Below are 24,469 nucleotides of genomic sequence, written 5' to 3' on the forward strand. Positions count from 1 at the left end.
CCATGCAGACGACTCTGAGTGAAAGCGCCAGCCATCTGCCCCGCGCCACGGAAGCCGAAAGCATCCTGCGCACCTGCGTGCACTGCGGGTTCTGCAATGCCACTTGCCCGACCTATCAATTGCTCGGCGATGAACTGGACGGCCCACGGGGCCGAATCTACCTGATCAAGCAGGTGCTGGAAGGCAACGACGTCACGCAAAAGACCCAACAGCACCTGGACCGCTGCCTGTCGTGCCGCAACTGCGAAACCACCTGCCCCTCGGGCGTCGATTACCACAACCTGCTGGACATCGGTCGCGCGGTGGTCGACGCGGCGGTACCACGCCCCCTCGGCCAGCGCCTGTTGCGCGAGGGGTTGCGCCAGACCGTGCCCCATCCAGAGCTGTTCAAGAGCCTGGTCAATGGCGGCCAGGTGTTCCGCGCACTGCTGCCCGGCACCCTGCAAAGCAAGTTGCCGCGCAATGTCTACCCGGCCAAGCCGCGTCCCATGACCCTGCGTGAGCGTCAGGTGCTGATGCTCGAAGGTTGCGTGCAGCCCAGTCTGTCGCCCAACACCAATGCCGCGGCGGCGCGGGTGCTGGACCGGTTGGGGATCAGCGTCATCGCGAGCCGCGAAGCCGGTTGCTGCGGCGCCGTGGACTACCACCTGGACGCCCAGGCCGTTGGCCTCGACCGTGCCCGGCGCAACATCGACGCGTGGTGGCCGGGCATCGAAAAAGGCGCCGAGGCAATTGTGCAGACGGCCAGCGGTTGCGGCGCCTTCATCAAGGATTACGGCCACCTGCTCGCCAGCGACCCGGCCTATGCCGACAAGGCGAAAAAGATCAGCGAGCTGGCCCGGGACCTGGTGGAGGTGTTGCGCGACGAACCGCTGGAAAAGCTCGGCATCCACGCCTCGCAACGCCTGGCCTTTCATTGCCCCTGCACCCTGCAGCACGGGCAGAAACTTGGCGGTGCCGTGGAAGCGCTGCTGACCGGACTCGGCTTCAACCTGACCTGCGTCCCCGACGGACACCTGTGCTGCGGTTCGGCGGGTACCTATTCGCTGACCCAGCCCGAACTGTCGCGACAACTGCGCGACAATAAGCTCAACGCCCTGGAAAGCGGCCATCCCGAGGTCATTGTCACGGCCAACATCGGCTGCCAGTCGCACCTCGACGGCGCGGGGCGAACCCCGGTGCGGCACTGGATCGAACTGGTCGAAGCCGCCCTGCCCTAACCGAACCCTGGAGATGCCCATGAACAGCAAAGCCGTTCTGAGTCTGAACGAAATCGGCCACATCCTCGCCGCCGCCCACGCCGAGGCACAAGCCAATCAATGGGCCGTGACCATCGTGATCGTCGATGACGGCGGCCACCCGCTGGCCCTGGAACGCCTCGACGGCTGTGCGCCCGCCAGCGCGTATATCGCCACCGAAAAGGCACGCACCTGCGCCCTCGGGCGACGCGAATCGAAAAGCTATGAAGACATGGTCAACGCCGGGCGCTACGCTTTCCTTTCAGCACCCTTGCTGACTTCGCTTGAGGGTGGTGTACCGATTGTCTTCGATGGCCAGGTGATTGGTGCTATCGGTGTCTCTGGCGTCAAGCCTGAGCAGGATGCGCAAGTGGCCAAGGCCGGGGCGCAGAGCCTGAAATGAACAGAATGCACATCAAACATCCACCATAGAGCCCTGTGGGAGCGAGCCTGCTCGCGATGGCGGCAGATCAGTCGACATCCATGCTGAATGACACTCCGCTATCGCGAGCAGGCTCGCTCCCACAGGGACGGCGTTTCGCCAACAAGATTGATCCGTGTTAAACCAGCCGAGAGGAGTTGCAGCAATGACCCGTCTAACTGCCAAAGACTTTGCCCCCGAACTGCTGGAACTGTACGACTACTACGCCCACGGCAAGATCAACCGCCGGGAGTTTCTCGACCGTGCGGCGCTGTTTACCTTCGGCGGGTTGACCGCCGGCGCCCTGCTCGCCGCGCTAAGCCCAAACTATGCGCTGGCCGAGCAAGTCGAGTTCACCGATCCGGACATTCTTGCCGAGTACATCACCTACCCCTCGCCCAAGGGCCACGGCCAGGTTCGCGGTTATCTGGTGCGTCCGGCCAAGGCCAGCGGCAAGGTGCCGGCGGTGGTGGTCGTGCACGAAAACCGCGGGCTCAACCCCTACATCGAAGACGTCGCGCGGCGTGTGGCAAAGGCCGGTTTCATCGCCCTGGCCCCGGATGGCCTGAGTTCGGTCGGCGGTTATCCCGGCAATGACGACAAAGGCCGCGAACTTCAGGCGAAGGTCGACCCGGAAAAGCTGATGAACGACTTTTTCGCCGCCGTCGAGTGGATGATGAAACACCCCGCCGCCACTGGAAAAGTCGGCATCACCGGGTTCTGCTACGGCGGTGGCGTGACCAACGCCGCCGCCGTGGCCTATCCGGAACTGGGAGCCGCCGTGTCGTTTTATGGCCGTCAGCCGACGGCCGAGGAAGTGCCCCGGATCAAGGCCCCGGTGATGCTGCACTACGGCGAACTGGACACGCGGATCAACGAAGGCTGGCCCGCCTATGAGAAAGCGTTGAAGGCCGGGGGCAAGACCTATGAGGCCTATATCTATCCGGGCTGCAATCATGGTTTCCACAATGATTCGACGCCGCGTTATGACGAGGCGGCGGCGAAGCTGGCGTGGGAGCGGACGTTGGGGTGGTTTAAAAAGTACCTGGTTTGAATAAAAGTCCTGGGCCAGCAGGACTGGCCCCATCGCGAGCAGGCTCGCTCCTGCATTGGGCTTCAGTCGTAGACAGACTTTGTGTTCACCGAAGATCCCTGTAGGAGCGAGCCTGCTCGCGATGGCGGTCTCACGGCTGATGACTACTTCGGCTGAGCCACGGTCCGCAGATACGGCTTCAGGGTCTTGAAGCCATCCGGGTATTTCTTCTTCGCGTCTTCGTCAGACACCGACGTCGGGATGATCACGTCTTCACCCGGCCGCCAGTTCACCGGCGTGGCGACGGTATGTTTGGCGTTGAGTTGCAGGGAATCGAGCAGACGCAGCACTTCATCGAAATTGCGCCCGGCGCTCATTGGGTAGATCAGCATGGCCTTGACCTTCTTGTCCGGGCCGACGATGAACACCGAACGCACCGTGGCGTTGTCCACCGCCGTGCGCGCACCGCCGCTGGCATTGGGGTGGATCATGTCGTAGAGCTTGGCCACCACCAGGTTTTCGTCGCCGATCAGCGGATAGTTGACCGCGCAGCCCTGGGTCTCGGCGATGTCGCCTACCCAACGATTGTGGTCACTGACCGGGTCGACGCTGAGGCCCAGGACCTTGGTGTTGCGCTTGTCGAATTCCGGCTTGAGTTTGGCCAGGTAACCCAGTTCGGTCGTGCACACCGGGGTGAAATCCTTGGGGTGGGAAAACAGAATGGCCCAGCCATCGCCGACCCATTGGTGAAAATTGAGGGTGCCTTCGGTGGTGTCGGCGGTGAAGTCCGGTGCTTCGTCGCCAATACGGATAGCCATGTTCGATCTCCTTGCAGTGATGGACAGGGACGCCGCCAAGGCTGTGAATGCACTTCCCGCGGCATGGACGCGAAACAGTATAGGAGAGGTTCGACGACTCGCCGCAACGCTTGGAACAAGTCGCTAGCCCACCAGCGCAATCAGTTGCTGACGCTGGGCATCGGTCAGCATCGGGCCGAAACCGGCCCTGGCGTTTTCCGCCATGTAGCGCGGGTTGCCGGTGCCGGGAATCACGCAGGTCACCGCCGAATGCGACAGCAGGAACTTCAGCGCCAGTTGCGGCCAGCTCTTGACCCCGACTTGCGCCGCCCAGCCTGGCAGCGGTTTGTCTTTCAATTTGGCCAGCAAGCCGCCACCGCCAAACGGCCGGTTGCAGATCACCGCCACCCCCCGCTCGCGGCACAACGGCAGCAGGCGTTTCTCTGCGCCGCGATCATCCAGGGCGTAGTTGATCTGCAAGAAGTCCAGGGGTTCGGCCTTGAGTACCGCCTCCACTTCTTCATAGGCCGACGCCGTGTAATGGGTGATGCCGATGTAGCGAATGCGCCCTGCTTCTTTCCAGTGGCGCAGGGTCGGCAGGTGCGTCTGCCAGTCCAGCAGGTTGTGGATCTGCATCAGGTCGATCCGGTCGGTCTGCAACAGGGCGAAGGATTGTTCCATTTGCGCGATGCCTTCTTCGCGGCCCCGGGTCCACACCTTGGTGGCCAGGAACGCCGGTGAGCGCGGCTCATGGATCGACAGCAGTTCGCCGATGGTCTGTTCGGCGCGACCGTACATCGGCGAGCTGTCGATCAGCTTGCCGCCCTTGTCGAATAACGCATCCAGCACCGCGGGCAAGTCTTTGTAGGCCGGTTGCGAAGGCTCGACATCGAATCCGCGATAAGTGCCCAACCCTACGATCGGCAAGGACTCATTGCTGGAGGGAATGGCGCGGGTCTGCATGGTCTTGCCTCCTGTTCCCGTCAACGGCTCGGGTTGTGCACCCACCGGACCGAACGTGAAGACCGCCGAAGCACCGGCAGCCAGCGTGAGTACTTCTCTACGGGTGTAACCCTCAGGATGGCTCATAAAACGCTTCTCACCAGTCGCAGGGGGCCGGCCTGTTGCGCCGACAACCCGGATTACCCGCGCCAAGGGTCGATTGACTACACTCAGAAAGCCTTGCGGCACCAGCCACTTTCAAACCCCGAGCCGTCAATGCCGCCCACTAACGTTAGTCGAATGTCACGTACCCTGGTGTTACTCATCGTCATCATCGCTGCGTTGTACCTGGCGCTGTGCGTGGCGCTGTTTGTGTTCCAGCGGGCGCTGATTTATTACCCGCAACCGCGCGCCGTCGGGACCACCGCGACGCTAATCACCCTGCCGGTCACCGACGGGCAGGTGCTGGTCTCCATCCGACCGCACGAAGGTCCCAATGCGCTGATTTATTTTGGCGGCAATGCCGAAGACGTCTCGCGCAACCTGCCCGAGTTCACCCAAGCGTTCCCTGACTACGCGCTGTACCTGCTGCATTACCGTGGTTATGGCGGCAGTTCCGGCTCGCCCTCCGAAGAGGCCAATGCCCGCGACGCCATCACCTTGTTCGACCTGGTACATGCCAGCCATCCCCATGTGGCGGTGGTCGGTCGCAGTCTGGGTTCCGGGGTGGCCGTGCGCCTGGCCAGCGAACGCCCGGCCGCGCGACTGGTGCTGATCACGCCCTACAACAGCCTCGAAGGGCTCGCTGCCCGCCAGTTCCGCTGGTTTCCGGTGCGCTGGTTGTTGAAGGACAAATACCCGTCCTGGCAGTACGCCGCCCGCATCACGGTGCCGACACTGTTGATCGCGGCCGAGCATGACGAGGTGATTGCGCGTTCGAGTACTGAACGTTTGTACACACACTTCGCCAAAGGCGTGGCGTCACTGCGGGTGATACCGGGGACGGGGCATAACTCGATCGGCGAAAGCCCTGAATACTTAAAGGTGCTGAGGGATGGGTTGTAGCCAGCAAGGTAGAACATACCTGTGGCCTGAGAGCCTCCACGGTTAAGGCTCTGTCGGCGGCCGTTCATCCGAGAGTTTGCCAACACCCAATAAAAACATATTTTTATGCCTATATTGATATTGTCGAACGTTCCCATTCTCAGAGGGTGCCGTCATGAATATCAAAACCCTGGCTTTGCTCCTGCTGGCGTTGTGTGCGCAACCGGTCTGGAGCCAGACGCCTGCCGCCTCACCCGCCACTGCCGACAGCCCCGCGCTGACCACGCGCCTGGCCGAGCGTGACCTTTGGGTCGAACACATTTTCTGGATCAGAAACTACGCGCTGGCCAATCAATCCGCCGACAAAAAACAAGCCAAAGTCGCGGCGGACCAGGTCGTCGACAACGCCACCAAAATCGCCAACAGCATCGCCCCGCTCTACGGTCAACCGGCGGCGGATCAACTGCTCAAGCTGCTTGCCGGTCACTGGGGCGCGGTGAAACACTACAGTGATGCCACTGTGGCCAAGGACGCCAAGGGCAAGCAGGCCGCCGTCACCGAGTTGACCGCCAACGCCAAGGCGATTGCGGCGTTTCTCGCTACGGCGAACCCCAATCTGCCTGAAGCCACGCTGGTCAACATGTTGTCGGCCCATGGCGGTCACCACGTTGCCCAGATCGACGAGTTTGCCGCGCACGATTACGCTGGCGAAGCCCGCACCTGGGCGATGATGCGCACGCACATCCTGGCCCTGGCCGACGCCTTGACCGGTGCGCTGGTCAAGCAATTCCCGGACAAGTTCTGATACCGCGCGAGGGCATCCCATGCTGGAAGGACTGGGCCGAACACAGCAGGACCTGCTCAATGCACTGCTGCACCATGGGGGCGGCATGAGCATTGACGAGTTGGCTGAGCACTTGGCAGTCACGCGCACGGCGATCCGCCAACACCTGGCGGCGCTGGAGCGTGACGGCCTGGTGCTGCGCGGCGATACCCGTCCGACGGGCCGTCGTCCGGAGCAGCTGTATCGGCTCACCGACCACGCGCGGGAGCAGTTCCCTCGCCACTATCAGCTACTGGCCAGCGTACTGATTGATGAAGTCGCCACCATCATCGGCCCCGAAGCCCTGGCCTCGCTGATGCGCAGCATGGGCCGCAAGCTGGCTTCGGACCTGGAACAACAGGTCGTGGATGAAGCCAGGATCGTGCAGCACATGACCCAGACGGGCTACGAAGCCGAGGTGTTTTTTCGCTCAGGCGGCCCCCCGGAAATCGTCGCCCATAACTGCGTGTTCCATCGCCTGGCCGCCGAGCACCCGGTGGTCTGCGAACTGGACCTGGCCTTGATTGGTGCGTTGGGCGGCGGTGAAGTCGAGCACAGCGAGTGCATGGTGCGTGGCGGGCATGTCTGTCGCTTCAGGCTGCGACCGACAGAAGCCCCTGAACCACCACTCGAACACTGACCTTACAGATCGACCATCTGCATGTTCGCTTTGAGAAAGCCCATCAACTCGGCTGCCGCTGGCGACAGGCTGTGCCCCTTGCGGCACAGAATGCCGATCTGGCGTTCCAGTCGCGGCTCTGAAAGCGGCAGGAACGTCAGTTTCTCATTGCCCTGAGGGAACGCCAGGGACGGCAGCGTCGTGATGCCAATGCCCTCTTCAAGCATCGCGATCAGCGAAATCATGTTGGAGACGAACAGCAGACTGCTGTCCAGCAACCCCGCCGCTTCCGTGCCTGCAAGCAAGCGCGAGGTGCCATTGCGCACCAGCGGCCAGGCTTGCAGGCTCGACCAATGCAATGCCTCGCCTTTGGCCACCAACGGATGATCGTGGCGGCAGACCACCCCCACCCGATCACTCAGAATCGGCACGAACTCAATGTTTTCGTCCGCCGCCCACACGCTGCTGATCGCAAAATCCACCTGCCCCTGGACCAACAACTGCTGCACGCTGTCGGCATTGCCGTCCTGCATGCTGATGTGCATTTTCGGGTGCTCGCTGACAAACCGTGCGAGCAGATGCGGCAACAACCGACTGGCCACCGACGGCACCGTAGCGATGCTCACCTGACCGATTTCATGCCTTGCCAGCAAACTGACTTCGCGGGCGATGCGGTCGTGATGCGCCAGCAAATCCTGGAACAGCGGCAAACAGTGCTCGCCGAATGGCGTCAGTTCGGTTTTGCCGCCCTTTTCGAACAATGGCTGGCCGAGCTTCTGCTCCAGCTCGCGCACAGCCAGGGACAGCGCCGGTTGCGTGCGATAGGCCTGCCTTGCCGCGCCGTGGAAGCTTTTCAGCTGGGCAACCAGGACGAAATAGCGCAGCTGGGTAATCTTCAGCTCGGGAAGCACGGTAAGTTTTCCTTATCATTTCATATTTATTATTAATTTTTATTTGCAGATTAATACTCTCAAGATGGAACCAACGCAATCGGAGGTTCCCATGGCACTGCAACCCTACAAAAACTACATCGGCGGCAACTGGTGCGAAGGCCAGGGCGTCATCGCCAACCACAGCCCTTCGGATGTTCAAGACCTCATTGGCCATTACCACCAGGCCAGCGCCGAACAGACACTGGATGCCATCGCCGCCGCCCGCGACGCCCAGCCGCAATGGGCGACCAGTGGCCTGGAACAGCGCCAGCACGTATTGATGGCCATCGGCAACGAGTTGATGGCGCGCAAGGAAGAACTCGGCGAACTGCTCTCCCGGGAAGAAGGCAAGCCTCTGGCCGAGGGCATCGGCGAGGTCAATCGCTGCGCGCAGTTCTTCCACTACTACGCGGCTGAAGTGCTGCGTCAGATGGGCGAGACAGCCGCCTCGGTACGCCCTGGCATCGAGATCGAAGTCCAGCGTGAACCAATCGGCGTGATCGGCATCATCACGCCGTGGAATTTCCCCATGGCCACCGCCGCGTGGAAGATTGCCCCGGCCCTGGCCTTCGGCAACGCCGTGGTGTTCAAACCGGCAAACCTGGTACCGGCCAGCGCCTGGGCCCTGACTGAAATCATCAGCCGTCAGGCCTTGCCCGCCGGTACCTTCAATCTGGTCATGGGCAGCGGCGCTGTGGTCGGCGAAAGCCTGATCCAGTCCGCCGACATCGATGCGTTGACCTTCACCGGTTCCCTGCAGACCGGTCGCCGCGTCGCGGTCGCCACCGCCAGTAATCTGGTGCGTTGCCAACTGGAAATGGGCAGCAAGAACGCCTTGGTGGTGCTCGATGACGCCGACCTCGACATCGCCGTGGAATGCGCGTTGAACGGCGCCTTCTTCGGTACCGGGCAAAAGTGTACGGCCTCGTCGCGATTGATCGTCTGCGACGGCATCCATGACCGCTTCGTCGAGGCGTTGGTGGCACGCATGCGTCAACTGAAGGTCGGCCATGCCCTCGGAGATGGGGTGCAGATCGGTCCGGTGGCTGAAGCCCGGCAACTGGAACAGAACCTTCATTACCTGCAACTGGCAGAAGGCGAAGGCGCAACCCTGGTCGAGGGCGGCCAATTACTGAACCTGGAGCCGGCCGGGTACTACATGCGACCCGCCCTGTTCACCAACACCCACAACACCATGCGCATCAATCGCGAAGAGGTTTTCGGGCCGATTGCCTGTGTGATCCGGGTCAGCGATTACGAAGAAGCCCTCGCCGTGTTGAACGACACCGAATACGGCCTCACCGCCGGGATCATCACCCAATCGCTGCGTTATGCCAGCGACTTCAAGCGCCGTGCCCGCACCGGTTGCGTCATGGTCAACCTGCCCACCGCCGGCACCGATTACCACGTGCCGTTCGGCGGCCGCAAAGCCTCCAGCTTCGGGCCGCGCGAGCAAGGGCAATACGCCCGCGAGTTCTACACCGTGGTCAAGACCACCTACGTGCGTCCTTGAACAGGAGATCGCCATGCACGATTTATTGATGATCGACGGCCTGCAATATTCCCACTGGAACGAAGAGATCTTTCGCCAGATGCAGGCCGGTGGCCTGAGCGCGGTGCACGCCACCATCGCCTATCACGAGAACGCCCGGGAAACCCTGTCGCGCATCGGCGAATGGAACCGCCGCTTCGAAACCTGGCCCGAGCTGATTCGTCCGGTGCGCGAGGCTTCGGACATTCGTCTGGCGCATCAGGAAGGTCGCGTCGGGATTTTCTTCGGCTTCCAGAACTGCTCGCCGATTGAAGACGACATCAGCCTGGTGGAGGTTTTCCGCCAGCTCGGCGTGCTGATCATGCAGCTCACCTACAACAACCAGAGCCTGCTGGCCAGCGGTTGCTACGAGACCGAAGACAATGGCATCAGCCGTTTCGGCCGCCAGGTGATCCGCGAGATGAACCGCGTCGGCATGCTGATCGACATGTCCCACAGCGCCGAGCGCAGCACCCTGGAAGCCATCGAGTTGTCGAGCCGGCCGGTGATCGTCTCCCACGCCAACCCATCGAGTTTCCATGCGGCCAAACGCAACAAGTCCAACGCGGTGTTGCGCGGCATCGCCGAGTCCGGCGGCCTGCTGGGTTTCAGCACTTACCCGTTCCACCTCAAGGGTGCGTCGGGCTGCACCCTGGAATCGTTCTGCGACATGGTTGCCAGCACGGCGGAGCTGATGGGCGTCGAACACATCGGCATCGGCACTGACCTGTGCCAGCAACAACCCCTGCAAGTGCTCGAATGGATGCGCAACGGGCGCTGGAGCAAAGACAAGGATTACGGCGAAGGATCAAAGGACAACGCCAACTGGCCGACACCGCTGCAATGGTTCCGCGACAGCCGGGATTTCCCGATCATCGCCCAGGGCCTGCGCGACCGTGGCTTCGCCGAGGACGAGGTACGCAACATCATGGGACTCAACTGGTTGCGCCTGCTGGAAAACGCTACGACGGCGCAAGACTGACTCTTGATCGACACCGTGAGGACAGCATGAAAAATAACAACAATAGCCTCCCGTTCATCTCCCCGACCGGCGATGCACAGCCCCAGGCGCGTATTTTGGAGGCATCATGAAAACATCCGACTCCCTGCAAGCCGACGTCAAGCCACTGGACCTTGCACCGCCGAAAAAAGACATCGACTGGCCGCTGTTTTTAATCAGTGGCGGCTTCCTCGGCGCCTTCCTGATCGCGGCACTGATCGACATCGATGGCGTATCGCTGTTGGTGAACACGCTGTTCGCCTGGTCGACGAAGTTCTTCGGGTTGTACTGGCAGATCCTGATGCTGGCGACCTTTGCCATGAGCCTGATCATCTGCTTCAGCAAGTGCGGACGCGTCAGGCTGGGCGGCGTCGACCAGAGGCCCGATTCCAGCACCTTCAACTGGATCGCCGTGATCATGTGCGCCCTGCTCGCCGGGGGCGGCGCATTCTGGGCGGCAGCGGAACCGATGATGCACTTCGCCAGCCCACCACCGTTGTTCGCGGGGGTGCAGCCTCACACCGAAGCCGCCGCACACGCTGCGCTCGCGCAATCGTTCGTGCACTGGGGCTTCCTGGCCTGGGCAGTGTTGGGCAGTCTGCTGGCCATCGTGCTGATGCATTTGCACTACGACAAAGGCTTGCCACTGGCACCGCGTACCCTGCTCTACCCGTTGTTCGGTGAACGTGCGCTCAAGGGACCGATCGGCACCCTGGCGGACGCCACCTCGATCATCGCCGTCGTCGCCGGCACCATCGGCCCGATCGGTTTCCTCGGCCTGCAAATCAGCAGTGCATTGCATTCGGTCTGGGGCATTCCCAATGACCTGATGGTGCAGTCCATCACCATCGTGCTGGTCACGGTGATGTACACCACGTCCTGCCTGGTCGGGCTCAAGGGCATCCGTTTCGTCAGTGAAATCAATGTCTGGCTGATGATCGGCCTGGCGGTGTTCATGGTGCTGCTGGGGCCCACCGCGTTCATTCTCGGCGGCTTTCCCACCGCGTTCGCCTTGCATCTGGAGCAGTTCATTCCGATGACCCTGTTCCGCGCCGACCCGAAATGGCTCGACTGGTGGACGGTGTTCTACTGGGGCTGGTTCATTGGCTACGCGCCGATGGTCGCCCTGTATGTGGCGAAGATCTCCCGTGGCCGGACCATCCGCGAAGTGATCATGACCCTGTCGATCATCGCCCCGCTGGTCACCATGTTCTGGTTCACCGTGGTCGGCGGCGCCGGCATCGGCATGGAACTGCAAACCCCGAGCATCGTCACCGCCCACGGCGCGCAGCCCGAAGACCTGCTGCTAGGCGTGACCCAGAACCTGCCCCTGGGCGGGCTGATCTCGGCGCTGTTCCTGTTCCTGAGCTTCATTTCCGTGGCCACCAACGGCGATGCGATGGCGTTCACCGTGGCGATGGCGATGTCCCGCAATGACAAGCCGAAACCCTGGCTGCGTGCATTCTGGGCCATCGGTATGGGCCTGGCCGCTGTGGTGTTGATCACCATTGGTTCGGGCGGGGTCACGGCGCTGCAATCCTTTATCGTAATTACCGCCGTACCGGTTTCACTGCTGATTCTGCCGTCGCTCTGGGATGCACTGCGCATCGCCCGGCAGATGGCTCGCGAACAGGCAGTCTGATATGAACCGTTCAGGAATCGCAATGATGTCGCACACCGACACAGACACCGCTTCGGCCTTACGGCCCGCCGCTCGGGTCATGGACCTGGAGCGACTGGGCAGCCACTTTCAAAGCCGCTTGAGTTTCGTGCGCAGCAGCATGCGGCGGATGATGAACGAGCAGTGGCGCATCCAGCGCACCTGCTTCGACTTGGATGCCGAGGGCTTCGGTACGGCGATCTACCGCATCGACACCACCAATGCCCACTATCACTGCGTGATTTTCTCCATGTACCTGCCGCCGGAGAAGCGCAGCGACCGGGTCATCGCCGATCAGTGGGATGTCACTTTTGTCCTGCTCGCCGGCGATGTCGATGAGCAGCAATTGGCTGACCTGCGGCGCAATGTGCCGTTGCAGGAAGCCGGGCGTTTTGATTCGCGAGTGCTGGTGCTGTCGCGGGCCAACCGCAGCCTGCGCAACTTCGAGCGCTTCCTCGAAGCGCTGGCCGAAGGTTGTCAGCCAGACCCGCGGCAACTGGCCGAGGTCGGCTACCTGTATCGCACCACCGCGGTGTACGGCAACGGCAAGTTCGGCATCGCCGACTTCAGTTGCCTGCAAGGCACTGCGGACTTCACGCAACCCTTCAGCGCCCAGATGTTTACCGTGTACCTGCTGCGGCATTTCAGCATCGAGCAGATCGAACACATGGCCCGGGCGCGCAACCCACAGCGGGCGGTGGGCCTGGACCCTGCCCTGCAGCGTTACCTTGGGGTCGGCAATTCCACGGGGCTGGGGATGGCACCGTTCCTGATCAATCACCCGCAACTGGTCAACCAATGGCTGTGGGCCAGGGAAACCGCACTGGCGCAGGTTGTGGTGCAAGCGGCTGACTTGCCTCATGCCCAACGCTTTCAGGCGTTGCTGCTACGGGCCCGTCGGCACTTGCAGCAAACCAGCACCGAGGACCAACGGCAAAGCGCCATCGACCAGCGGACGCTGGCCGACCTCGAACAACTGGCCGAGTGGTTCGCAGGCCAGTCGGTCAACGCGGGTTTGTGGTCGCGCCTGCAAGCCTGGGCCGAGGTGAACATCGGCGCCGGTTGCCAGGAACTGCTGGTCAGCCTGCTGCTGGAGTTGTACCCCGAACAGGTCGATCCGCTGGCCGAGCAGATGTCGGTCAACGAGGGGTTTCGCCTGAACGCCGAGATGCCATTGGATGAGCTGTGCGATCTCATCGAGACCGAGTACCGCTGGGCGCTCGACTACGACTTGAGCGGCGCCGAGGCCAACCACTTTTTCTGGTATCGCTCGGCGGAAAAGGAAGAACCACGCCTGGGCGAACGGGCCATGGAGCCAGGCGCCGAGAAGGAAATGCAATTGGGGATCGCGCACAACATTCAGCGCTGTCATCGCGCCCTGCTGGCCTATCGCGAGCAATACCCACGGCAATTGACCGCGCACTTTCTGCTGGCGCAGCCGCAGTTCAAAGGCACGGTCTGCCGCCTGCAAGGCATGGCTCGCTGCGCCTTCGGGGAGATCCGCGCCAACCTGATGGACCGCGGCATGCTGCCGATCCATTTGCTGCGCTGCAAGCTGGCGTTCTTCGGCGCCGGCAAGTTCGACCCCAAGTCCAGCCGCTGGGTGCGCATCACCCTGTTTCAGGGGGCACCGCTGGTCAGCGAGATCGGCCAGCCGTTCGCCGACGACTGGAATTTTGCGGTCATGCCTGAACTGACCAACGCTGCCGGAGCACTCTGAAATGCGTGTATCGCTCAATGAAATCCAGGTGATCTGCCGCAAGGCCTTCGAAGGCATCGGTTTTGCGCCCGGTGATTGCGACGACGCCGCCGAGATGATTGCCAGGCTGCAACAGCAAGGCCTCGACGGTATCGGCGCGCTGAAAAAAGCGTTGGACTTCCTTCACGATGAAGTCGATCGCCCCATCGAAACCTGCTACGAAGACGCCACGCAACTGACCCTCGATGCCCATGGCCAGAGCGTGTTGCGCTGCGCCGCCCAGGCCATCGAACTGGGGGTGGGCAAGGCCTTGCGCGGCGGCAGCGCGCTGATCCGCGTCCGCCATTGCCACAACCGCATCCTGCTGCTGGGTTACCTGGCGCGTTGTGCCGGAGAAGGTCTGAATTTTTGTGTGTACTGGCGCGATGCCCGGCAGGAACTGGTGGCCACTTTCAGTGCCGGGAACACCCACCCGGCCTTGCGGGTGTATGACCTGCCGCAACCGGCGCAGGGCGATGAGCAAAGCATCAACGTGCTGATTTCCAGACACTTCGCGCTGCTGCCACGCCTGAGTGCCGAAGACGCGGCCCCGACGCTTGAATTCAGTCAGCCAGCAGTCGCGGGCGGGCTGCAGGTCAATGATGAAGTCTGGGCCCAGTTGAAAAAACTGGGTGAGCGGGTGCTGGTGGAAAGCACCGAAGAATCCCGTCGCCGTGGCGCCGGTGAAGGCAGCGACGCCCGGTAATCCCCTCAAACCCGCATCAGGAATCATCAATGAAACAGGCAATCAAAACCGACCTCTTTGCCTCGCGCGCGCCATTGGAATGGGCCGTTGTCGGCAACGGCACGCTGTACACCGCGCAAATCCCCATCGACCGCCAGGGCCAGGTGGTGAGCGGCGGCATCGAAGCACAAACCCGGCAGACCCTGGACAACCTGCGCCATACCCTGCAAGCCGCCGGCAGCTCGCTGGACGCAGTCACCCAGGTGCTGATCTACGTCACTGACCGCAGCTACCTGGCAACCGTGAATGCGGTCTACGCCGAGTACTTCCAGGCGCCCTACCCTAACCGCGCCGCCGTGGTCGTGGCGGGCCTGGCCCGGGAAGAAATGCTGGTGGAGCTGGTGGTTTACGCCTGCATGGACTGATCCGGCCCTGTAGGAGCGAGCCTGCTCGCGATGAACTCAAATACAACGCGTTGAATCAGCAAGCACGCGTCATCGTTAACGTCCATCGCGAGCAGGCTCGCTCCTACAGGGGTCTGCGTTGCCCGCCCGTTTCAATACCCTTCGTCGGACATTCGGCTCCGGCAATAAACAGGTTCACGCCCGCCGTGAACCTTGTTTCAAGGCACCAGTCATAGCCCAGCGCTTTTCCCCACTTTCCTCGTTGTCATCTCATCAGAGTTGTCCGTCCATGCGCCAAACTGTCGTTGCCTTGCGCTTTTCTTCGCTGTGCCTGTTTTCCCTACTCCCCGTTTTTGCAAGCCCCGCCCACGCCGATGGGCAACGGCAACTGGTAGACGCCATCAACGACTATCGCGCCCATCCGCAACGCTGCGACCGGCGGCCGACGCAACGCTTATCCCCCCTGATGCTCAAGTCGAACCTGGCCCTGCCCGTTGGCTATGGCGGTGGGTTGCGGGACCGGTTAAAGGCTTCCGGCTATCAGGCCACCATGGTGCGGTCCATCCGTGTGGTGGGTGCACGGGATGCCGAAGAAGCCTTCGATATGTTCCAGGACGAGCACTGCGCCGCGCTGCTCGACAACCAATACGCCGACATCGGTATCAGCCGCGCCGGGAGCGAGTGGCAAGTGGTGCTGGCACGGCCGGTGCTCGACGGGAAAACCGGCGATCCACGCAGCGCCGCACAGGCGTTGCTGGCGCAGGTCAACGCAGCCCGGGCCAAGCCGCGCCTGTGCGGTCGCCAGCGGTTCGCCGCCGCACGGCCGCTGTCCTGGAGTGCAGCCTTGGGCTCCGCAGCACAAAGCCACAGCAAGGATATGGCCTACGGCAACTATTTCGCCCACCAGGACCCCGACGGTGACATGCCCTCCGACCGCGCCAGGGCAGCCGGCTACCGTGGCCGGCAGATCGGTGAAAACATCGCCGCCGGGCAAGGTTCACCCAGCAAGGCCATGGCCGGCTGGCTCGCCAGCCCCGGGCACTGCGCCAACCTGATGAACCCGATGTTCACCCAGGTTGGCGCCGCTTACGCCGCCAACGCGCGCAGCGACAACGGTGTTTACTGGACGATGCTGTTTGGCGCGCCTTGAGCCGCTGACCGAACTCACTTTGCGGGCATTAAAAAGCCCGCTCTGAGCGGGCTTTGTGGGTGGATGTAACAAGTAGGTGGCCGGTGCTGGTCTCCGGCTTACAAGGTTTATCAGGCCTCCCACAAAAGAGTCGTGAAACTGTAATGGAACTCTTCTGCTTCACACGGCATAAGGGCTGGATCCCAGCGCGGGGATCTTTCTAACCGTGTACCCTTCGGAACGCGCCCCACGTCTCCTTGCTATCCTTTTGCGCATCAGTCTGCGTCTTCACCTACAGGGTTGAGGATAGCAAAACAGGAGCGATTGCCAACCGGGCTTTTAGACCGATTTTGACCAGCAGAAAACATGGCAGGACGGAAAAATGCTATCGATCGAGGGATGACTTTACATGGATGAGTTTCACCACGGCAGTTGCCTCTGCGGCGCCATCAAATATCGCTTGTCGACCGAGCTGAAAGCCGTCACCCATTGCCATTGCAGTCAATGCCGAAAGGGCCATGGGGCTGCGTTTGCGACCTATGCCAGCGCGCCCGCCTCGGCGCTGACCATCACGTCCGGTGCAGATTCGTTGCAGGCGTATGAATCGTCCAGGGGTGTCACGCGGCAGTTCTGTTCTCGCTGTGGATCTTCACTGTTCTGGACTGACTCGACAGGACCATTTTCCGAGTGGGTTTCGATTGCCCTCGGTACGCTGGATACGACGCTACGAGTACGCAAGCAAAAACATGTTTGTGTCGGCTCGAAAGCCGATTGGTACGACATCAACGATCCGCATCCACAAACGGACTGAGTGGTGGCACGAGCCTGCTCGCGATGAGGCCAGCACATTCAATATTGATATCGGCTGACCCACCGCTATCGCGAGCAGGCTCGCTCCCACAGTGATTTCGGCTGCTCGCAGCTTTTGCGTACACCCACCAACCCTGTGGGAGCGAGCCTGCTCGCGATAGCGTCCTTACAGTCAGCATCGGTGTGACTGACCCACCGCTATCGCGAGCAAGCTCGCTTCCACAGTGATTTCGGCTGCTCGCAGCTTTTGCGTACACCCACCAACCCTGTGGGAGCGAGCCTGCTCGCGATAGCGTCCTTACAGTCAGCATCGGTGTGACTGACCCACCGCCATCGCGAGCAAGCTCGCTCCCACAGTGATTTCGGCTGCTCGCAGCTTTTGCGTACACCCACCAACCCTGTGGGAGCGAGCCTGCTCGCGATAGCGTCAAATCAGTCAACATCAATGTTGCCTGACACTCTGCATTCGCGAGCAAGCTCGCTCCCACAAAGGTTGTACCTGGTGACCTGGCAGCAGCGCCTCACGAAGGCCGACGCACCACCCTCACCTTGCCGCTATCGCCGCCACCGCAGAACAACCGTTCGCCGCCATCGGACTCCAGCCCCGACACGCCCACGCCTTCGGGCATTGTCAGGCTCTGCAGCACTTCGCCCGATTGCGGATCGATCCGGCGCAGCTCGCTTTCATCGCCCTCCCACGTCCCATGCCACAGCGCGCCGTCCACCCAGGTCACGCCGGTGACGAAACGGTTGGATTCGATGGTGCGCAGGATTTTGCCGGTCTCGGGGTCGATCTGGTGAATCTTGCGCTCACGGTACTGCCCCACCCACAACGTCCCTTCGGCCCAGGTCAGCCCCGAATCGGTGCCGGCGCCGGGGGCAGGAATGGTCGAGAGGATACGACCGGTGCGGGGGTCGATCTTGTGGATGCGGTCTTCGGCGATCTGGAACAGGTGCTCCCCGTCAAACGCGGTGCCGGCATGAGCAGCGACATCGATCGAGCCCAGCACCTTGCCGCTTTCCGGGTCCAGAGCGTTGATTTTACTGTTGCACGCGAACCAGACCTTTTCGCCGTCCCAAGTGACGCCGCACACGTGGTCGACATCGGCAAACGGGCCATACTCACGAATGATTTCAGCAGTTGCGTGTTTCATCCTGGCATTCCTCATTGGGGGTTGGTGGCGTTCATCCTAGCCACCGGGCAGCGGCGCCGGGAGTAACAAGGTCGTCGCGAATCCCGGCACGGGCGGCGTCATCCAGCGCCGTGCGCGACCATGGCCAAACCACTGCACCTTGCCCTGCTCCGCCAGTGTATCGAGCGCCCGTTGCACGGTGCGCTGGCTGGTACCCAAAGCCAGTGCCAGGGCGGAACTCGACCACGACTCGCCATCAGCGAGGCAGGCCAATACCGCAGTAAATTTTTCCTCGACCGGTTGCGCCAACGCCACCACCTCCGTACACACCGACGATTGCAGGGCATAACCGCGGGCTGTCGCGATGACGTCGGCCAACGGCTTGAGCGCCTTACGCAGCCTGCCGATTTCCACACGAAGCCGGGCGCGATGGGATTCATCCGAGAGCCTCAGACGGAACGCCCGGGCGATCAGCGTTTCCCGCGCAACGTCGGCGGGCCACGCCTCGGCCAACGCACGGGCGAGCACGAACAGGATAGGCCGCGTCGCGAGCGGCACCGACATGCCACAGCCATGCACAACGTACCGGCAGGCATCCACCACCAGGGACGTTGAACAGAACAACGCTTCAACGTCATCGAGCAACAGTGGCCGTACTTCACCTTGGGCAATCAGGCGTGCCGCAGGGGCATCCAGCAGATACGCCGCGTGTTGGACCTCAGCGATCAGCGCGGCAATCCCCGTTTGACTGGCTGCCTGCCCGGCCCTGTTCAACGCCTCCCGGGCTTCGTGCGATTGCAGGCGACGAATGGCAATCCCCGCCAGCACCAATTCATGGGTTGCCCGCAAGGCCGGCGGCAACGGGTCGGGGTCGAGTTCGGCCAATAACCGCTGTGCCTCGTCGAGATGCCCGATCAACAGCAAACGGCGGATTTGCAGATAGCGCGCATGGGCGGCATTGACCCGGTCACCGTGGTGTTCAAGGGTGACCCGCGCCGTTTCGAGCGCTTTGACCGGCCACCCGAGTTCCCGCGAAGCCAGGGCGATTTCGGCCTCGGCCACCACACAGCGCGCCCGGGCCAGCACTTCCCTGGGCGCAAAAGCCCGTTGCGCACGCTTGACCAGCACCCTGGCCCGCACCAGATCGCCCAGTTGCGCCATGGCGATACCGCGCAGGGCCAGCGCCGGCGCATCGTCGCGCAAGGCCACGCGGTCCAGTGCACCCAGCGGATTGCCCGCCGCCAGCGCCTGTGCGGCGGCCGCGATCATCGAGTCCATGGAAATCCCGCCACGCTTGTCACTCCCATCATTTGACACCCGGGTTTAGTCTAAATCACGACCTTTCACCAGGAGTGCAGAACGATGAACGCGCACAAAACCGCGACCCGGGACCAATGGCTGGCGGCACGCCTGCAACTGCTCGAAGCGGAAAAGGCCCTGACCCGACGCAGCGATGAAGTGGCCAGACAACGCCAGGCATTGCCTTGGGTTCGGCTCGACAAGGCGTACCATTTCGATACCGACAACGGCAGCGCCACCCTGGCCGAGCTCTTTCAAGGGCGCTCGCAGCTGCTGGTCTACCACTTCATGTTCGGCCCCGACTACACGGCCGGCTGCCCTTCCTGCTCGGCCATCGCCGATGGCTTCGACCCCCTCGTCGTCCACCTGGCGAACCACGACGTGACCCTGATGGCGATATCCCGCGCGCCGTTGGCGAAACTGCAGGCCTACAAGCGCCGAATGGGCTGGACCTTTCCCTGGGCCTCGGCTGCCGACAGCGACTTCACCGCTGACTTCAACGTCTACTTCACCGAAGCCCAACAGCGCGAAGGCCTGGTCGAGTACAACTACCAGCGCGGCGGGCACGCCATGGATGCCAGTGAAATACCGGAACCGGTGAAACAGTTCGCCGCGACCTGTGGCACCGATGCGCCGACCTATACCCGCGACAGGCCAGGACTGAGTACGTTTGTGCTGGAAGACGGCGAGATCTATCACACCTATTCCACCTACGCCCGGGGCCTGGACGGATTGTGGGGCATGTACCAATGGCTCGACCGCGCGCCCAAGGGCCGCAATGAAACGGGGCCCTGGTGGCGGCGGCATGATGAGTACCGGTAAGCGCGGAGGCGGGGTCGACACTCTATGGGTACGGAGCTGGCACGCCAGGCAATCAGAGTGATCTGCGGTGTGTAATCACGCCGGCGGAATCGTCGCCAGCATGCCGATCAGGATGGTCAACAGCAGAAAACCGCCGAGAAAAATCGTCATCTTGGCCATGGGGCCTCCCACACTATGAATTGGCGGTACAGGGGCCGCGTGCGCTGCCCCGACGGCGTACCGAAGACTTATTGTGGGCTGGCGGCTGTATCCGTTACAGAGGCAGATTGCGCTGAAAAATACGGATCAGATCCGTTTTGAGGCTGTGCTTTCGGGCGTTTTGCAGAGATGAGTTTGCGCGCGATATCCATGAAAGGCGTGACGATCAATCCCCGTAGCGTCAGGTAACGCTCGTGATCGTTCTCACCAGTGCCGAAGTGAATGGACTCGGGTGTGGACCGGGTGACGTAGAGCGTGCCGAACATCCAGTCCCACAGTGACAGATTGATGCCGAAGTTCTTGTTGAAGTGTCGCGGTGCATCGCTGTGATGAATCTGGTGTTGCGCCGGGCTGCTCAGCACCCGCTCCAGCACCGGCCCAAAGGAACACCAGACGTGGCTGTGGCGCAGGTTGGCCGCCAGGCTATTGAAGATGAACACCATGTAGGTCACGCCAAACAAGGTGTAGCGACTGATCTCGCCCCCGCAGGCGTACCAGAAGACACCGGCAAAGGCGCCGACGCAGATGATGTCCGTGAGCTTTTCGACCACCTCTTCCAGAAAGTGCACGCGGCTGGCCGTCGCCGGCACCAGCACTGGCGCCGAATGATGGACTTTGTGGAAGGCCCACAGATAGCGCGAATGGAAAGCACGATGGCCCCAGTAATGACTGAAGTCCTTGACCAGAAATACGCCCAGCCCATAGAGCAGGGTCAGCGCCAGGTGCTCCTCCACTTGCGTACGCGCGCCCCACAGCTGGGTGAAGAACGCGATGTAGTCCGCTGAGCGCAAGACGTACGGATCCACCAGACCGACGATGGGCAACACCAGGGCAACCTTGAGGATGGCGAGTACAAAGTAGTAGCGGTAGTCGAGCAACGCCGAGCGATGCAGGTACACCCGGCGGCCGCCGATGAACTGCCCGAATGAACGCGCGTCGGTCAAACCCCGGGATTTTCGGTGGCGGAACAGGCAATAGGCGACGCCGTAAGACATGCAGAGAAAGGATAGACCGAGTCGCCCGTTGACATCGAAAATGCCAAGGAACTGCCGGGTGACCGGCTCGATCACCCACTGGGAAAAATAAAGATGGATTGCGGCGAGAACATCCATACCGGGCTGCCCGACGTAAATGGAAGGGCAATAGTAAATGAGAATGAGTCTTTAGTGTGTTGAATTATGTCCGTCTGTCAGCCGCCCAGCGCAATGATTGCAAAGATCAGCACCCCCCCCGTGGCGGCCATGATCACCCCACCCTGCCATTGCGTGGCGCCCGCGTATCTGGCGAGCATCCAGCCTGCGATGAACAGCACCACGAGCCCTATCAGGTTGGACAGGCGAATGGCGAGTGCCGTCTGATCGAGCAGTATGAACGGCACCACCAGCGGAAATGTCGAGCCCACGACCAACAGGAAAACGCCGAGGGCGCCCCTGAAGTCGCTCCAGCCGAGACCGGCCCTGATCGGCAAGGAGGGCTGATCGAGCAGCCGACGGCGCAACAACTCCAGCCCCTCGCTGCCGGCCGCCGTCGCCAATTGCAACGGCAACACCTGCGCAACGAGCGCCTGACCGGCCGCGGCGTCCGTGCCGTGGCGCAAGGCCATGTACAGCTTGATCCTGCGCGTGCGCTCGACCAGTGCGCGCAACAGGTACATGACCGCATCGGCCAGTCCCCAGGCGAGATTGCAGCCGAGTGCGGCAATCATCATCGTGCGTTCAGCTGCCTGGTCCGCGGTGGCCACGCTGATGGTGCCGGTGAACGTCATGGCCATCAGCAGGCCGAAGATCACTTCGGTAATGCGCTCGACAGGGTCCAGTACAGGTGCCCTCTCGAATTGTCCATTGGTTGGCATGAATTCACCTCGTCGGGGAGTGCTTGCACGTCATCGGTCGACGCTTCGGCCAGGCACCGGCTGCCCAGGCTGGAGATCCGCATCCCCGTCAAGTGTAGATTGAACGACTACACTCAGGCGCACACGTTATCTGCTTCAAGAGGAGTGGTTCATGCTTGATTACTTCGCCCTGGGCCTGCTGGTCTTTGTCGGGCTTGTTCTGTTCTACGGGATCATTCTGCTCCACGACATCCCCTATGAAATCGCCGTCCACCGCAACCACCCTCACCAGGATGCGATCCACGCCACCGGCTGGGTCAGCCTGTTCACCCTGCACGCGCTGTGGCCGTTCCTGTGGATCTGGGCCATGGCCTATCGAGAGGACCGGGGCTGGGGTTTCAGTGACGGACATTCAGCAAAAAGTCATGTGGTTCACCTCGAACAGCAGGTCGCCGAGCTGCAAGGCCGGATCGAGCGCCTGGAGGCAGCGACGGGCACGACCCAGAACCGGGTGCCAACGGACAATCTCGGCGAGGGCATTTGAGCCATGGATCTCTTACTCATTCTGACGTATGCCGCTCTGTGCGTAGCCATCTTCAAGATCTTCCGCATCCCCCTGAACAAATGGACGGTGCCCACGGCGGTGCTGGGTGGGATCGTGATTATCGGCGCGCTGATTTTCACGATGAACTACAACCACCCCTACTCCGAGGTGGCGCGTTCCTATTTCGTATCGGTTCCGGTGATACCGGTGGTCAGCGGCCAGGTGATCGACGTGCCGGTAAAGACCAACCAGCCCCTGGAAAAAGGCGATGTGCTGTTTCGCATCGACCCGGCGCCGTTCGAATACCGGCTCAAATCCCTCAAGGCACAGCTGATTGCCGCCCAGGCCGATCGCGCGCGGATCACCGAGCTGATCAAGCGTAATTTCAGTACCCAACGGGAACTGGACATGGTGGTCGCGCGCAGTGATGACCTGAAGGCACAACTGGACAGCGCGCAGTACGAACTCGACAACACCACGGTCCGTGCGCCGAGCAAAGGCTTCGTCACCCACGTTTCGCTGCGTCCGGGCATGATGGCGACCAAGTTGCCGCTGCGCCCTTCGATGGTCTTCATTCCCGCTGAAGGGCACTACTTCTCCGCGTGGATGCGTCAGAACAGCCTGTTGCGCCTGACAGAAGGCGACGAGGCCGAAGTCGCTTTCGACGGCATTCCAGGCAAGGTTTTCGAAGGCAAGGTCAAGACCGTCGTTTCGGTGATCGCCGAAGGCCAGATCCAACCGTCGGGCACGCTGATCAGCTTCACCGGCTCACCACCGGCCGGCCGGGTTCCGGTGATCATTGAAATCACCGACCCCGACTATGCCCAGTACGCCAGCCAGATGCCCGGCGGCGCCTACGGTCAGGCGGCGTTGTACAGCCAGCATTTCCATCACATCGCGATGATGCGCAAAATCCTTCTGCGCATGGCCGCCTGGATGAACTACATCTTCCCGTTCCACTAACCGGGTAGCGATGGCAACTGACTCAATCCTTGAATTGGGTCAGCTGCCGCCGCCACGGCCGGCTCGACGTTCTCTGCGGTCGCCGAGGCAACCCGTTGCATGGAACACGCCTTGATTCTGCGCTGCTGGTACAACTGCTCGGCGACCTGCAATTGCTCGCGGTCATTGACCCCGATCACGTCGAATTCATCCACTTCCACGGCCGTTACCGCAAGCCCCGACTCGTTGGCCACCGCCACCGCATCGGTGAGGTAGTACTCACCCTGGGCGTTGCGGTTGCCGATACGCTCCAGCAGCCACAGGCAGGTGTCGGCACGCAGGCCCATGACGCCGCCATTGCAGAAGTTGATGTCCAGCTCCTGCGGGCTGGCGTCTTTGGCTTCGCGGATGGCCCGCAGACGACCGTCCTTCACCAGCAATCGCCCATAGGGTCGCGGTTGCTGGGTATGGAAACCCGCCACCGCCACCGCTGCGCCGTCAATCAATGCCCTGCGCAAGCGATTCAAGGTCTGAGGGGTGATCAAGGGTGAATCGCCAAACAGCACCAGCACACACCCCTGTTGCGCCTGCAAGGCCGGTCGGGCCGCGAGCACCGCATGGGCCGTGCCCAGTTGTTGGTGCTGGGTGAACACCTGCACCGTCGGTGCCACCTGTTGCAGGTACTCGACCACCTGCCCGCCGCCGGCGCCTACCACCACCGCCCGTTGCTCGATGCCCGCCGCCTCCACCGCCGCCAGCACATGGCCAAGCAGCGGCTGGTTGGCCACCGGGTGCAAGACCTTGGGCAGCGGCGACTGCATGCGCGTGCCCTGCCCGGCAGCGAGAATCACCGCCAGGGTCGGCCATCCCATGTTGTCGCTCATCACAATCCTC

General features: G+C 62.0%; 25 protein-coding genes. 17 read left to right on the top strand and 8 right to left on the bottom strand.

Translation table 11 applies throughout. The features are described 5' to 3' along the window. Positions 1-2: 2 nt before the first annotated feature. The 3 genes from glcF (at position 3) to yghX (ending at position 2,713) form a co-directional block, all read left to right on the top strand. Positions 3-1,220, top strand: coding sequence for a glycolate oxidase subunit GlcF (gene glcF / locus ACM6J5_RS15735; protein ID WP_414928904.1), 1,218 nt, complete (start codon positions 3-5; stop codon positions 1,218-1,220). A gap of 19 nt (positions 1,221-1,239) precedes the next feature. Next, positions 1,240-1,641: a heme-binding protein gene (locus ACM6J5_RS15740; protein WP_414928905.1), complete on the top strand. Its 402-nt coding sequence runs from the start codon at positions 1,240-1,242 to the stop codon at positions 1,639-1,641. Between the two features lie 184 nt (positions 1,642-1,825). Then, the gene (yghX, locus tag ACM6J5_RS15745) at positions 1,826-2,713 is read left to right on the top strand and encodes a YghX family hydrolase (RefSeq protein WP_095944694.1); all 888 of its coding nucleotides are present in this window, start codon (positions 1,826-1,828) and stop codon (positions 2,711-2,713) included. A 143-nt stretch (positions 2,714-2,856) separates the two neighbouring features. On the opposite strand, the gene ACM6J5_RS15750 is transcribed toward yghX, so the two are convergent. Next, on the bottom strand, positions 2,857-3,510 hold the full coding sequence (locus tag ACM6J5_RS15750; RefSeq protein ID WP_095944693.1) for a peroxiredoxin: 654 nt from the start codon (positions 3,508-3,510) through the stop codon (positions 2,857-2,859). Between the two features lie 123 nt (positions 3,511-3,633). After that, positions 3,634-4,578: an aldo/keto reductase gene (locus tag ACM6J5_RS15755; protein WP_172435367.1), complete on the bottom strand. Its 945-nt coding sequence runs from the start codon at positions 4,576-4,578 to the stop codon at positions 3,634-3,636. A 129-nt stretch (positions 4,579-4,707) separates the two neighbouring features. Here ACM6J5_RS15755 and ACM6J5_RS15760 point away from each other — a divergent pair, with 129 nt between their 5' ends. The 3 genes from ACM6J5_RS15760 to ACM6J5_RS15770 all read left to right on the top strand — a co-directional run bounded on the left by ACM6J5_RS15760 (position 4,708) and on the right by ACM6J5_RS15770 (position 6,938). Then, on the top strand, positions 4,708-5,496 hold the full coding sequence (locus tag ACM6J5_RS15760; RefSeq protein WP_414928906.1) for an alpha/beta hydrolase: 789 nt from the start codon (positions 4,708-4,710) through the stop codon (positions 5,494-5,496). 154 nt (positions 5,497-5,650) lie between these two features. Then, a complete protein-coding gene (locus tag ACM6J5_RS15765) occupies positions 5,651-6,280 on the top strand; it encodes a hypothetical protein (protein WP_095945733.1) in 630 nt (209 codons plus the stop codon). Positions 6,281-6,299: 19 nt separating this feature from the next. After that, positions 6,300-6,938, top strand: a complete 639-nt coding sequence (locus ACM6J5_RS15770) for a helix-turn-helix transcriptional regulator (protein ID WP_414928907.1) — start codon at positions 6,300-6,302, stop codon at positions 6,936-6,938. Between the two features lie 2 nt (positions 6,939-6,940). Here ACM6J5_RS15770 and ACM6J5_RS15775 read toward each other — a convergent pair whose 3' ends face one another. Further along, complete coding sequence (locus ACM6J5_RS15775; RefSeq protein WP_095945731.1) at positions 6,941-7,828, bottom strand: LysR family transcriptional regulator; 888 nt, start codon at positions 7,826-7,828, stop codon at positions 6,941-6,943. 91 nt (positions 7,829-7,919) lie between these two features. On the opposite strand from ACM6J5_RS15775, the gene ACM6J5_RS15780 reads away from it, so the two are divergent. The 8 genes from ACM6J5_RS15780 (at position 7,920) to ACM6J5_RS15815 (ending at position 16,807) form a co-directional block, all read left to right on the top strand. Next, positions 7,920-9,362, top strand: a complete 1,443-nt coding sequence (locus ACM6J5_RS15780) for an aldehyde dehydrogenase family protein (protein WP_414928908.1) — start codon at positions 7,920-7,922, stop codon at positions 9,360-9,362. A 13-nt stretch (positions 9,363-9,375) separates the two neighbouring features. Beyond that, positions 9,376-10,362: a dipeptidase gene (locus ACM6J5_RS15785; protein ID WP_414928909.1), complete on the top strand. Its 987-nt coding sequence runs from the start codon at positions 9,376-9,378 to the stop codon at positions 10,360-10,362. Between the two features lie 106 nt (positions 10,363-10,468). Next, positions 10,469-12,022: a BCCT family transporter gene (locus ACM6J5_RS15790; protein WP_414928910.1), complete on the top strand. Its 1,554-nt coding sequence runs from the start codon at positions 10,469-10,471 to the stop codon at positions 12,020-12,022. 22 nt (positions 12,023-12,044) lie between these two features. Beyond that, positions 12,045-13,760 carry a hypothetical protein gene (locus tag ACM6J5_RS15795; RefSeq protein ID WP_414928911.1) on the top strand — a complete coding sequence of 572 codons (1,716 nt, stop codon included), beginning with the start codon at positions 12,045-12,047 and terminating at the stop codon, positions 13,758-13,760. Between the two features lies 1 nt (position 13,761). Beyond that, positions 13,762-14,484 (top strand): DUF3726 domain-containing protein, encoded by a 723-nt coding sequence (locus ACM6J5_RS15800; RefSeq protein ID WP_095945726.1) that lies wholly within the window; start codon positions 13,762-13,764, stop codon positions 14,482-14,484. Positions 14,485-14,513: 29 nt separating this feature from the next. Further along, positions 14,514-14,888, top strand: a complete 375-nt coding sequence (locus tag ACM6J5_RS15805) for a RidA family protein (protein WP_095945725.1) — start codon at positions 14,514-14,516, stop codon at positions 14,886-14,888. 268 nt (positions 14,889-15,156) lie between these two features. Further along, a complete protein-coding gene (locus tag ACM6J5_RS15810) occupies positions 15,157-16,017 on the top strand; it encodes a CAP domain-containing protein (protein ID WP_414928912.1) in 861 nt (286 codons plus the stop codon). 388 nt (positions 16,018-16,405) lie between these two features. Then, on the top strand, positions 16,406-16,807 hold the full coding sequence (locus ACM6J5_RS15815) for a GFA family protein (RefSeq protein WP_414928913.1): 402 nt from the start codon (positions 16,406-16,408) through the stop codon (positions 16,805-16,807). Between the two features lie 520 nt (positions 16,808-17,327). On the opposite strand, the gene ACM6J5_RS15820 is transcribed toward ACM6J5_RS15815, so the two are convergent. Both ACM6J5_RS15820 and ACM6J5_RS15825 read right to left on the bottom strand, forming a co-directional pair. Further along, positions 17,328-17,960: a PQQ-binding-like beta-propeller repeat protein gene (locus tag ACM6J5_RS15820; RefSeq protein WP_414928914.1), complete on the bottom strand. Its 633-nt coding sequence runs from the start codon at positions 17,958-17,960 to the stop codon at positions 17,328-17,330. Positions 17,961-17,996: 36 nt separating this feature from the next. After that, positions 17,997-19,217, bottom strand: a complete 1,221-nt coding sequence (locus ACM6J5_RS15825; RefSeq protein ID WP_414928915.1) for a helix-turn-helix domain-containing protein — start codon at positions 19,215-19,217, stop codon at positions 17,997-17,999. An 84-nt stretch (positions 19,218-19,301) separates the two neighbouring features. Between ACM6J5_RS15825 and ACM6J5_RS15830 the strand changes: the two genes are divergently transcribed. Next, positions 19,302-20,060, top strand: coding sequence for a DUF899 domain-containing protein (locus tag ACM6J5_RS15830; RefSeq protein WP_414928916.1), 759 nt, complete (start codon positions 19,302-19,304; stop codon positions 20,058-20,060). Positions 20,061-20,287: 227 nt separating this feature from the next. On the opposite strand, the gene ACM6J5_RS15835 is transcribed toward ACM6J5_RS15830, so the two are convergent. Next, a complete protein-coding gene (locus ACM6J5_RS15835) occupies positions 20,288-21,370 on the bottom strand; it encodes a sterol desaturase family protein (RefSeq protein WP_095946350.1) in 1,083 nt (360 codons plus the stop codon). A 77-nt stretch (positions 21,371-21,447) separates the two neighbouring features. Next, entirely contained in the window at positions 21,448-22,110 is a 663-nt protein-coding gene (locus tag ACM6J5_RS15840) for a hypothetical protein (RefSeq protein ID WP_095946351.1), read from the bottom strand. 151 nt (positions 22,111-22,261) lie between these two features. Between ACM6J5_RS15840 and ACM6J5_RS15845 the strand changes: the two genes are divergently transcribed. Both ACM6J5_RS15845 and ACM6J5_RS15850 read left to right on the top strand, forming a co-directional pair. Next, a complete protein-coding gene (locus ACM6J5_RS15845; RefSeq protein ID WP_150725365.1) occupies positions 22,262-22,633 on the top strand; it encodes a DUF3302 domain-containing protein in 372 nt (123 codons plus the stop codon). Positions 22,634-22,636: 3 nt separating this feature from the next. Further along, positions 22,637-23,596: an HlyD family secretion protein gene (locus tag ACM6J5_RS15850; RefSeq protein WP_095946353.1), complete on the top strand. Its 960-nt coding sequence runs from the start codon at positions 22,637-22,639 to the stop codon at positions 23,594-23,596. Here the strand turns inward: ACM6J5_RS15850 and ACM6J5_RS15855 are convergent. Next, positions 23,593-24,459 (bottom strand): NTP transferase domain-containing protein, encoded by an 867-nt coding sequence (locus ACM6J5_RS15855; RefSeq protein ID WP_414928917.1) that lies wholly within the window; start codon positions 24,457-24,459, stop codon positions 23,593-23,595. The genes ACM6J5_RS15850 and ACM6J5_RS15855 overlap by 4 nt on opposite strands. Positions 24,460-24,469: the final 10 nt, after the last annotated feature.

Origin of the sequence: Pseudomonas sp. IT-P74 (assembly GCF_949768175.1) — a bacterium.
Classification (GTDB): Bacteria; Pseudomonadota; Gammaproteobacteria; order Pseudomonadales; family Pseudomonadaceae; genus Aquipseudomonas.

Bases quoted from the DNA above. Each gene is read 5' to 3' on its own strand.
- ACM6J5_RS15845 (WP_150725365.1), top strand. From the start codon at position 22,262: ATGCTTGATTACTTCGCCCTGGGCCTGCTGGTCTTTGTCGGGCTTGTT.
- ACM6J5_RS15855 (WP_414928917.1), bottom strand. From the start codon at position 24,459: ATGAGCGACAACATGGGATGGCCGACCCTGGCGGTGATTCTCGCTGCC.
- ACM6J5_RS15770 (WP_414928907.1), top strand. From the start codon at position 6,300: ATGCTGGAAGGACTGGGCCGAACACAGCAGGACCTGCTCAATGCACTG.
- ACM6J5_RS15825 (WP_414928915.1), bottom strand. From the start codon at position 19,217: ATGGACTCGATGATCGCGGCCGCCGCACAGGCGCTGGCGGCGGGCAAT.
- ACM6J5_RS15785 (WP_414928909.1), top strand. From the start codon at position 9,376: ATGCACGATTTATTGATGATCGACGGCCTGCAATATTCCCACTGGAAC.
- ACM6J5_RS15840 (WP_095946351.1), bottom strand. From the start codon at position 22,110: ATGCCAACCAATGGACAATTCGAGAGGGCACCTGTACTGGACCCTGTC.
- ACM6J5_RS15765 (WP_095945733.1), top strand. From the start codon at position 5,651: ATGAATATCAAAACCCTGGCTTTGCTCCTGCTGGCGTTGTGTGCGCAA.
- glcF (WP_414928904.1), top strand. From the start codon at position 3: ATGCAGACGACTCTGAGTGAAAGCGCCAGCCATCTGCCCCGCGCCACG.
- ACM6J5_RS15755 (WP_172435367.1), bottom strand. From the start codon at position 4,578: ATGAGCCATCCTGAGGGTTACACCCGTAGAGAAGTACTCACGCTGGCT.
- ACM6J5_RS15810 (WP_414928912.1), top strand. From the start codon at position 15,157: ATGCGCCAAACTGTCGTTGCCTTGCGCTTTTCTTCGCTGTGCCTGTTT.
- ACM6J5_RS15805 (WP_095945725.1), top strand. From the start codon at position 14,514: ATGAAACAGGCAATCAAAACCGACCTCTTTGCCTCGCGCGCGCCATTG.
- ACM6J5_RS15830 (WP_414928916.1), top strand. From the start codon at position 19,302: ATGAACGCGCACAAAACCGCGACCCGGGACCAATGGCTGGCGGCACGC.
- ACM6J5_RS15820 (WP_414928914.1), bottom strand. From the start codon at position 17,960: ATGAAACACGCAACTGCTGAAATCATTCGTGAGTATGGCCCGTTTGCC.
- ACM6J5_RS15760 (WP_414928906.1), top strand. From the start codon at position 4,708: ATGCCGCCCACTAACGTTAGTCGAATGTCACGTACCCTGGTGTTACTC.
- ACM6J5_RS15740 (WP_414928905.1), top strand. From the start codon at position 1,240: ATGAACAGCAAAGCCGTTCTGAGTCTGAACGAAATCGGCCACATCCTC.
- yghX (WP_095944694.1), top strand. From the start codon at position 1,826: ATGACCCGTCTAACTGCCAAAGACTTTGCCCCCGAACTGCTGGAACTG.
- ACM6J5_RS15800 (WP_095945726.1), top strand. From the start codon at position 13,762: ATGCGTGTATCGCTCAATGAAATCCAGGTGATCTGCCGCAAGGCCTTC.
- ACM6J5_RS15795 (WP_414928911.1), top strand. From the start codon at position 12,045: ATGATGTCGCACACCGACACAGACACCGCTTCGGCCTTACGGCCCGCC.
- ACM6J5_RS15780 (WP_414928908.1), top strand. From the start codon at position 7,920: ATGGCACTGCAACCCTACAAAAACTACATCGGCGGCAACTGGTGCGAA.
- ACM6J5_RS15835 (WP_095946350.1), bottom strand. From the start codon at position 21,370: ATGGATGTTCTCGCCGCAATCCATCTTTATTTTTCCCAGTGGGTGATC.
- ACM6J5_RS15815 (WP_414928913.1), top strand. From the start codon at position 16,406: ATGGATGAGTTTCACCACGGCAGTTGCCTCTGCGGCGCCATCAAATAT.
- ACM6J5_RS15850 (WP_095946353.1), top strand. From the start codon at position 22,637: ATGGATCTCTTACTCATTCTGACGTATGCCGCTCTGTGCGTAGCCATC.
- ACM6J5_RS15790 (WP_414928910.1), top strand. From the start codon at position 10,469: ATGAAAACATCCGACTCCCTGCAAGCCGACGTCAAGCCACTGGACCTT.
- ACM6J5_RS15750 (WP_095944693.1), bottom strand. From the start codon at position 3,510: ATGGCTATCCGTATTGGCGACGAAGCACCGGACTTCACCGCCGACACC.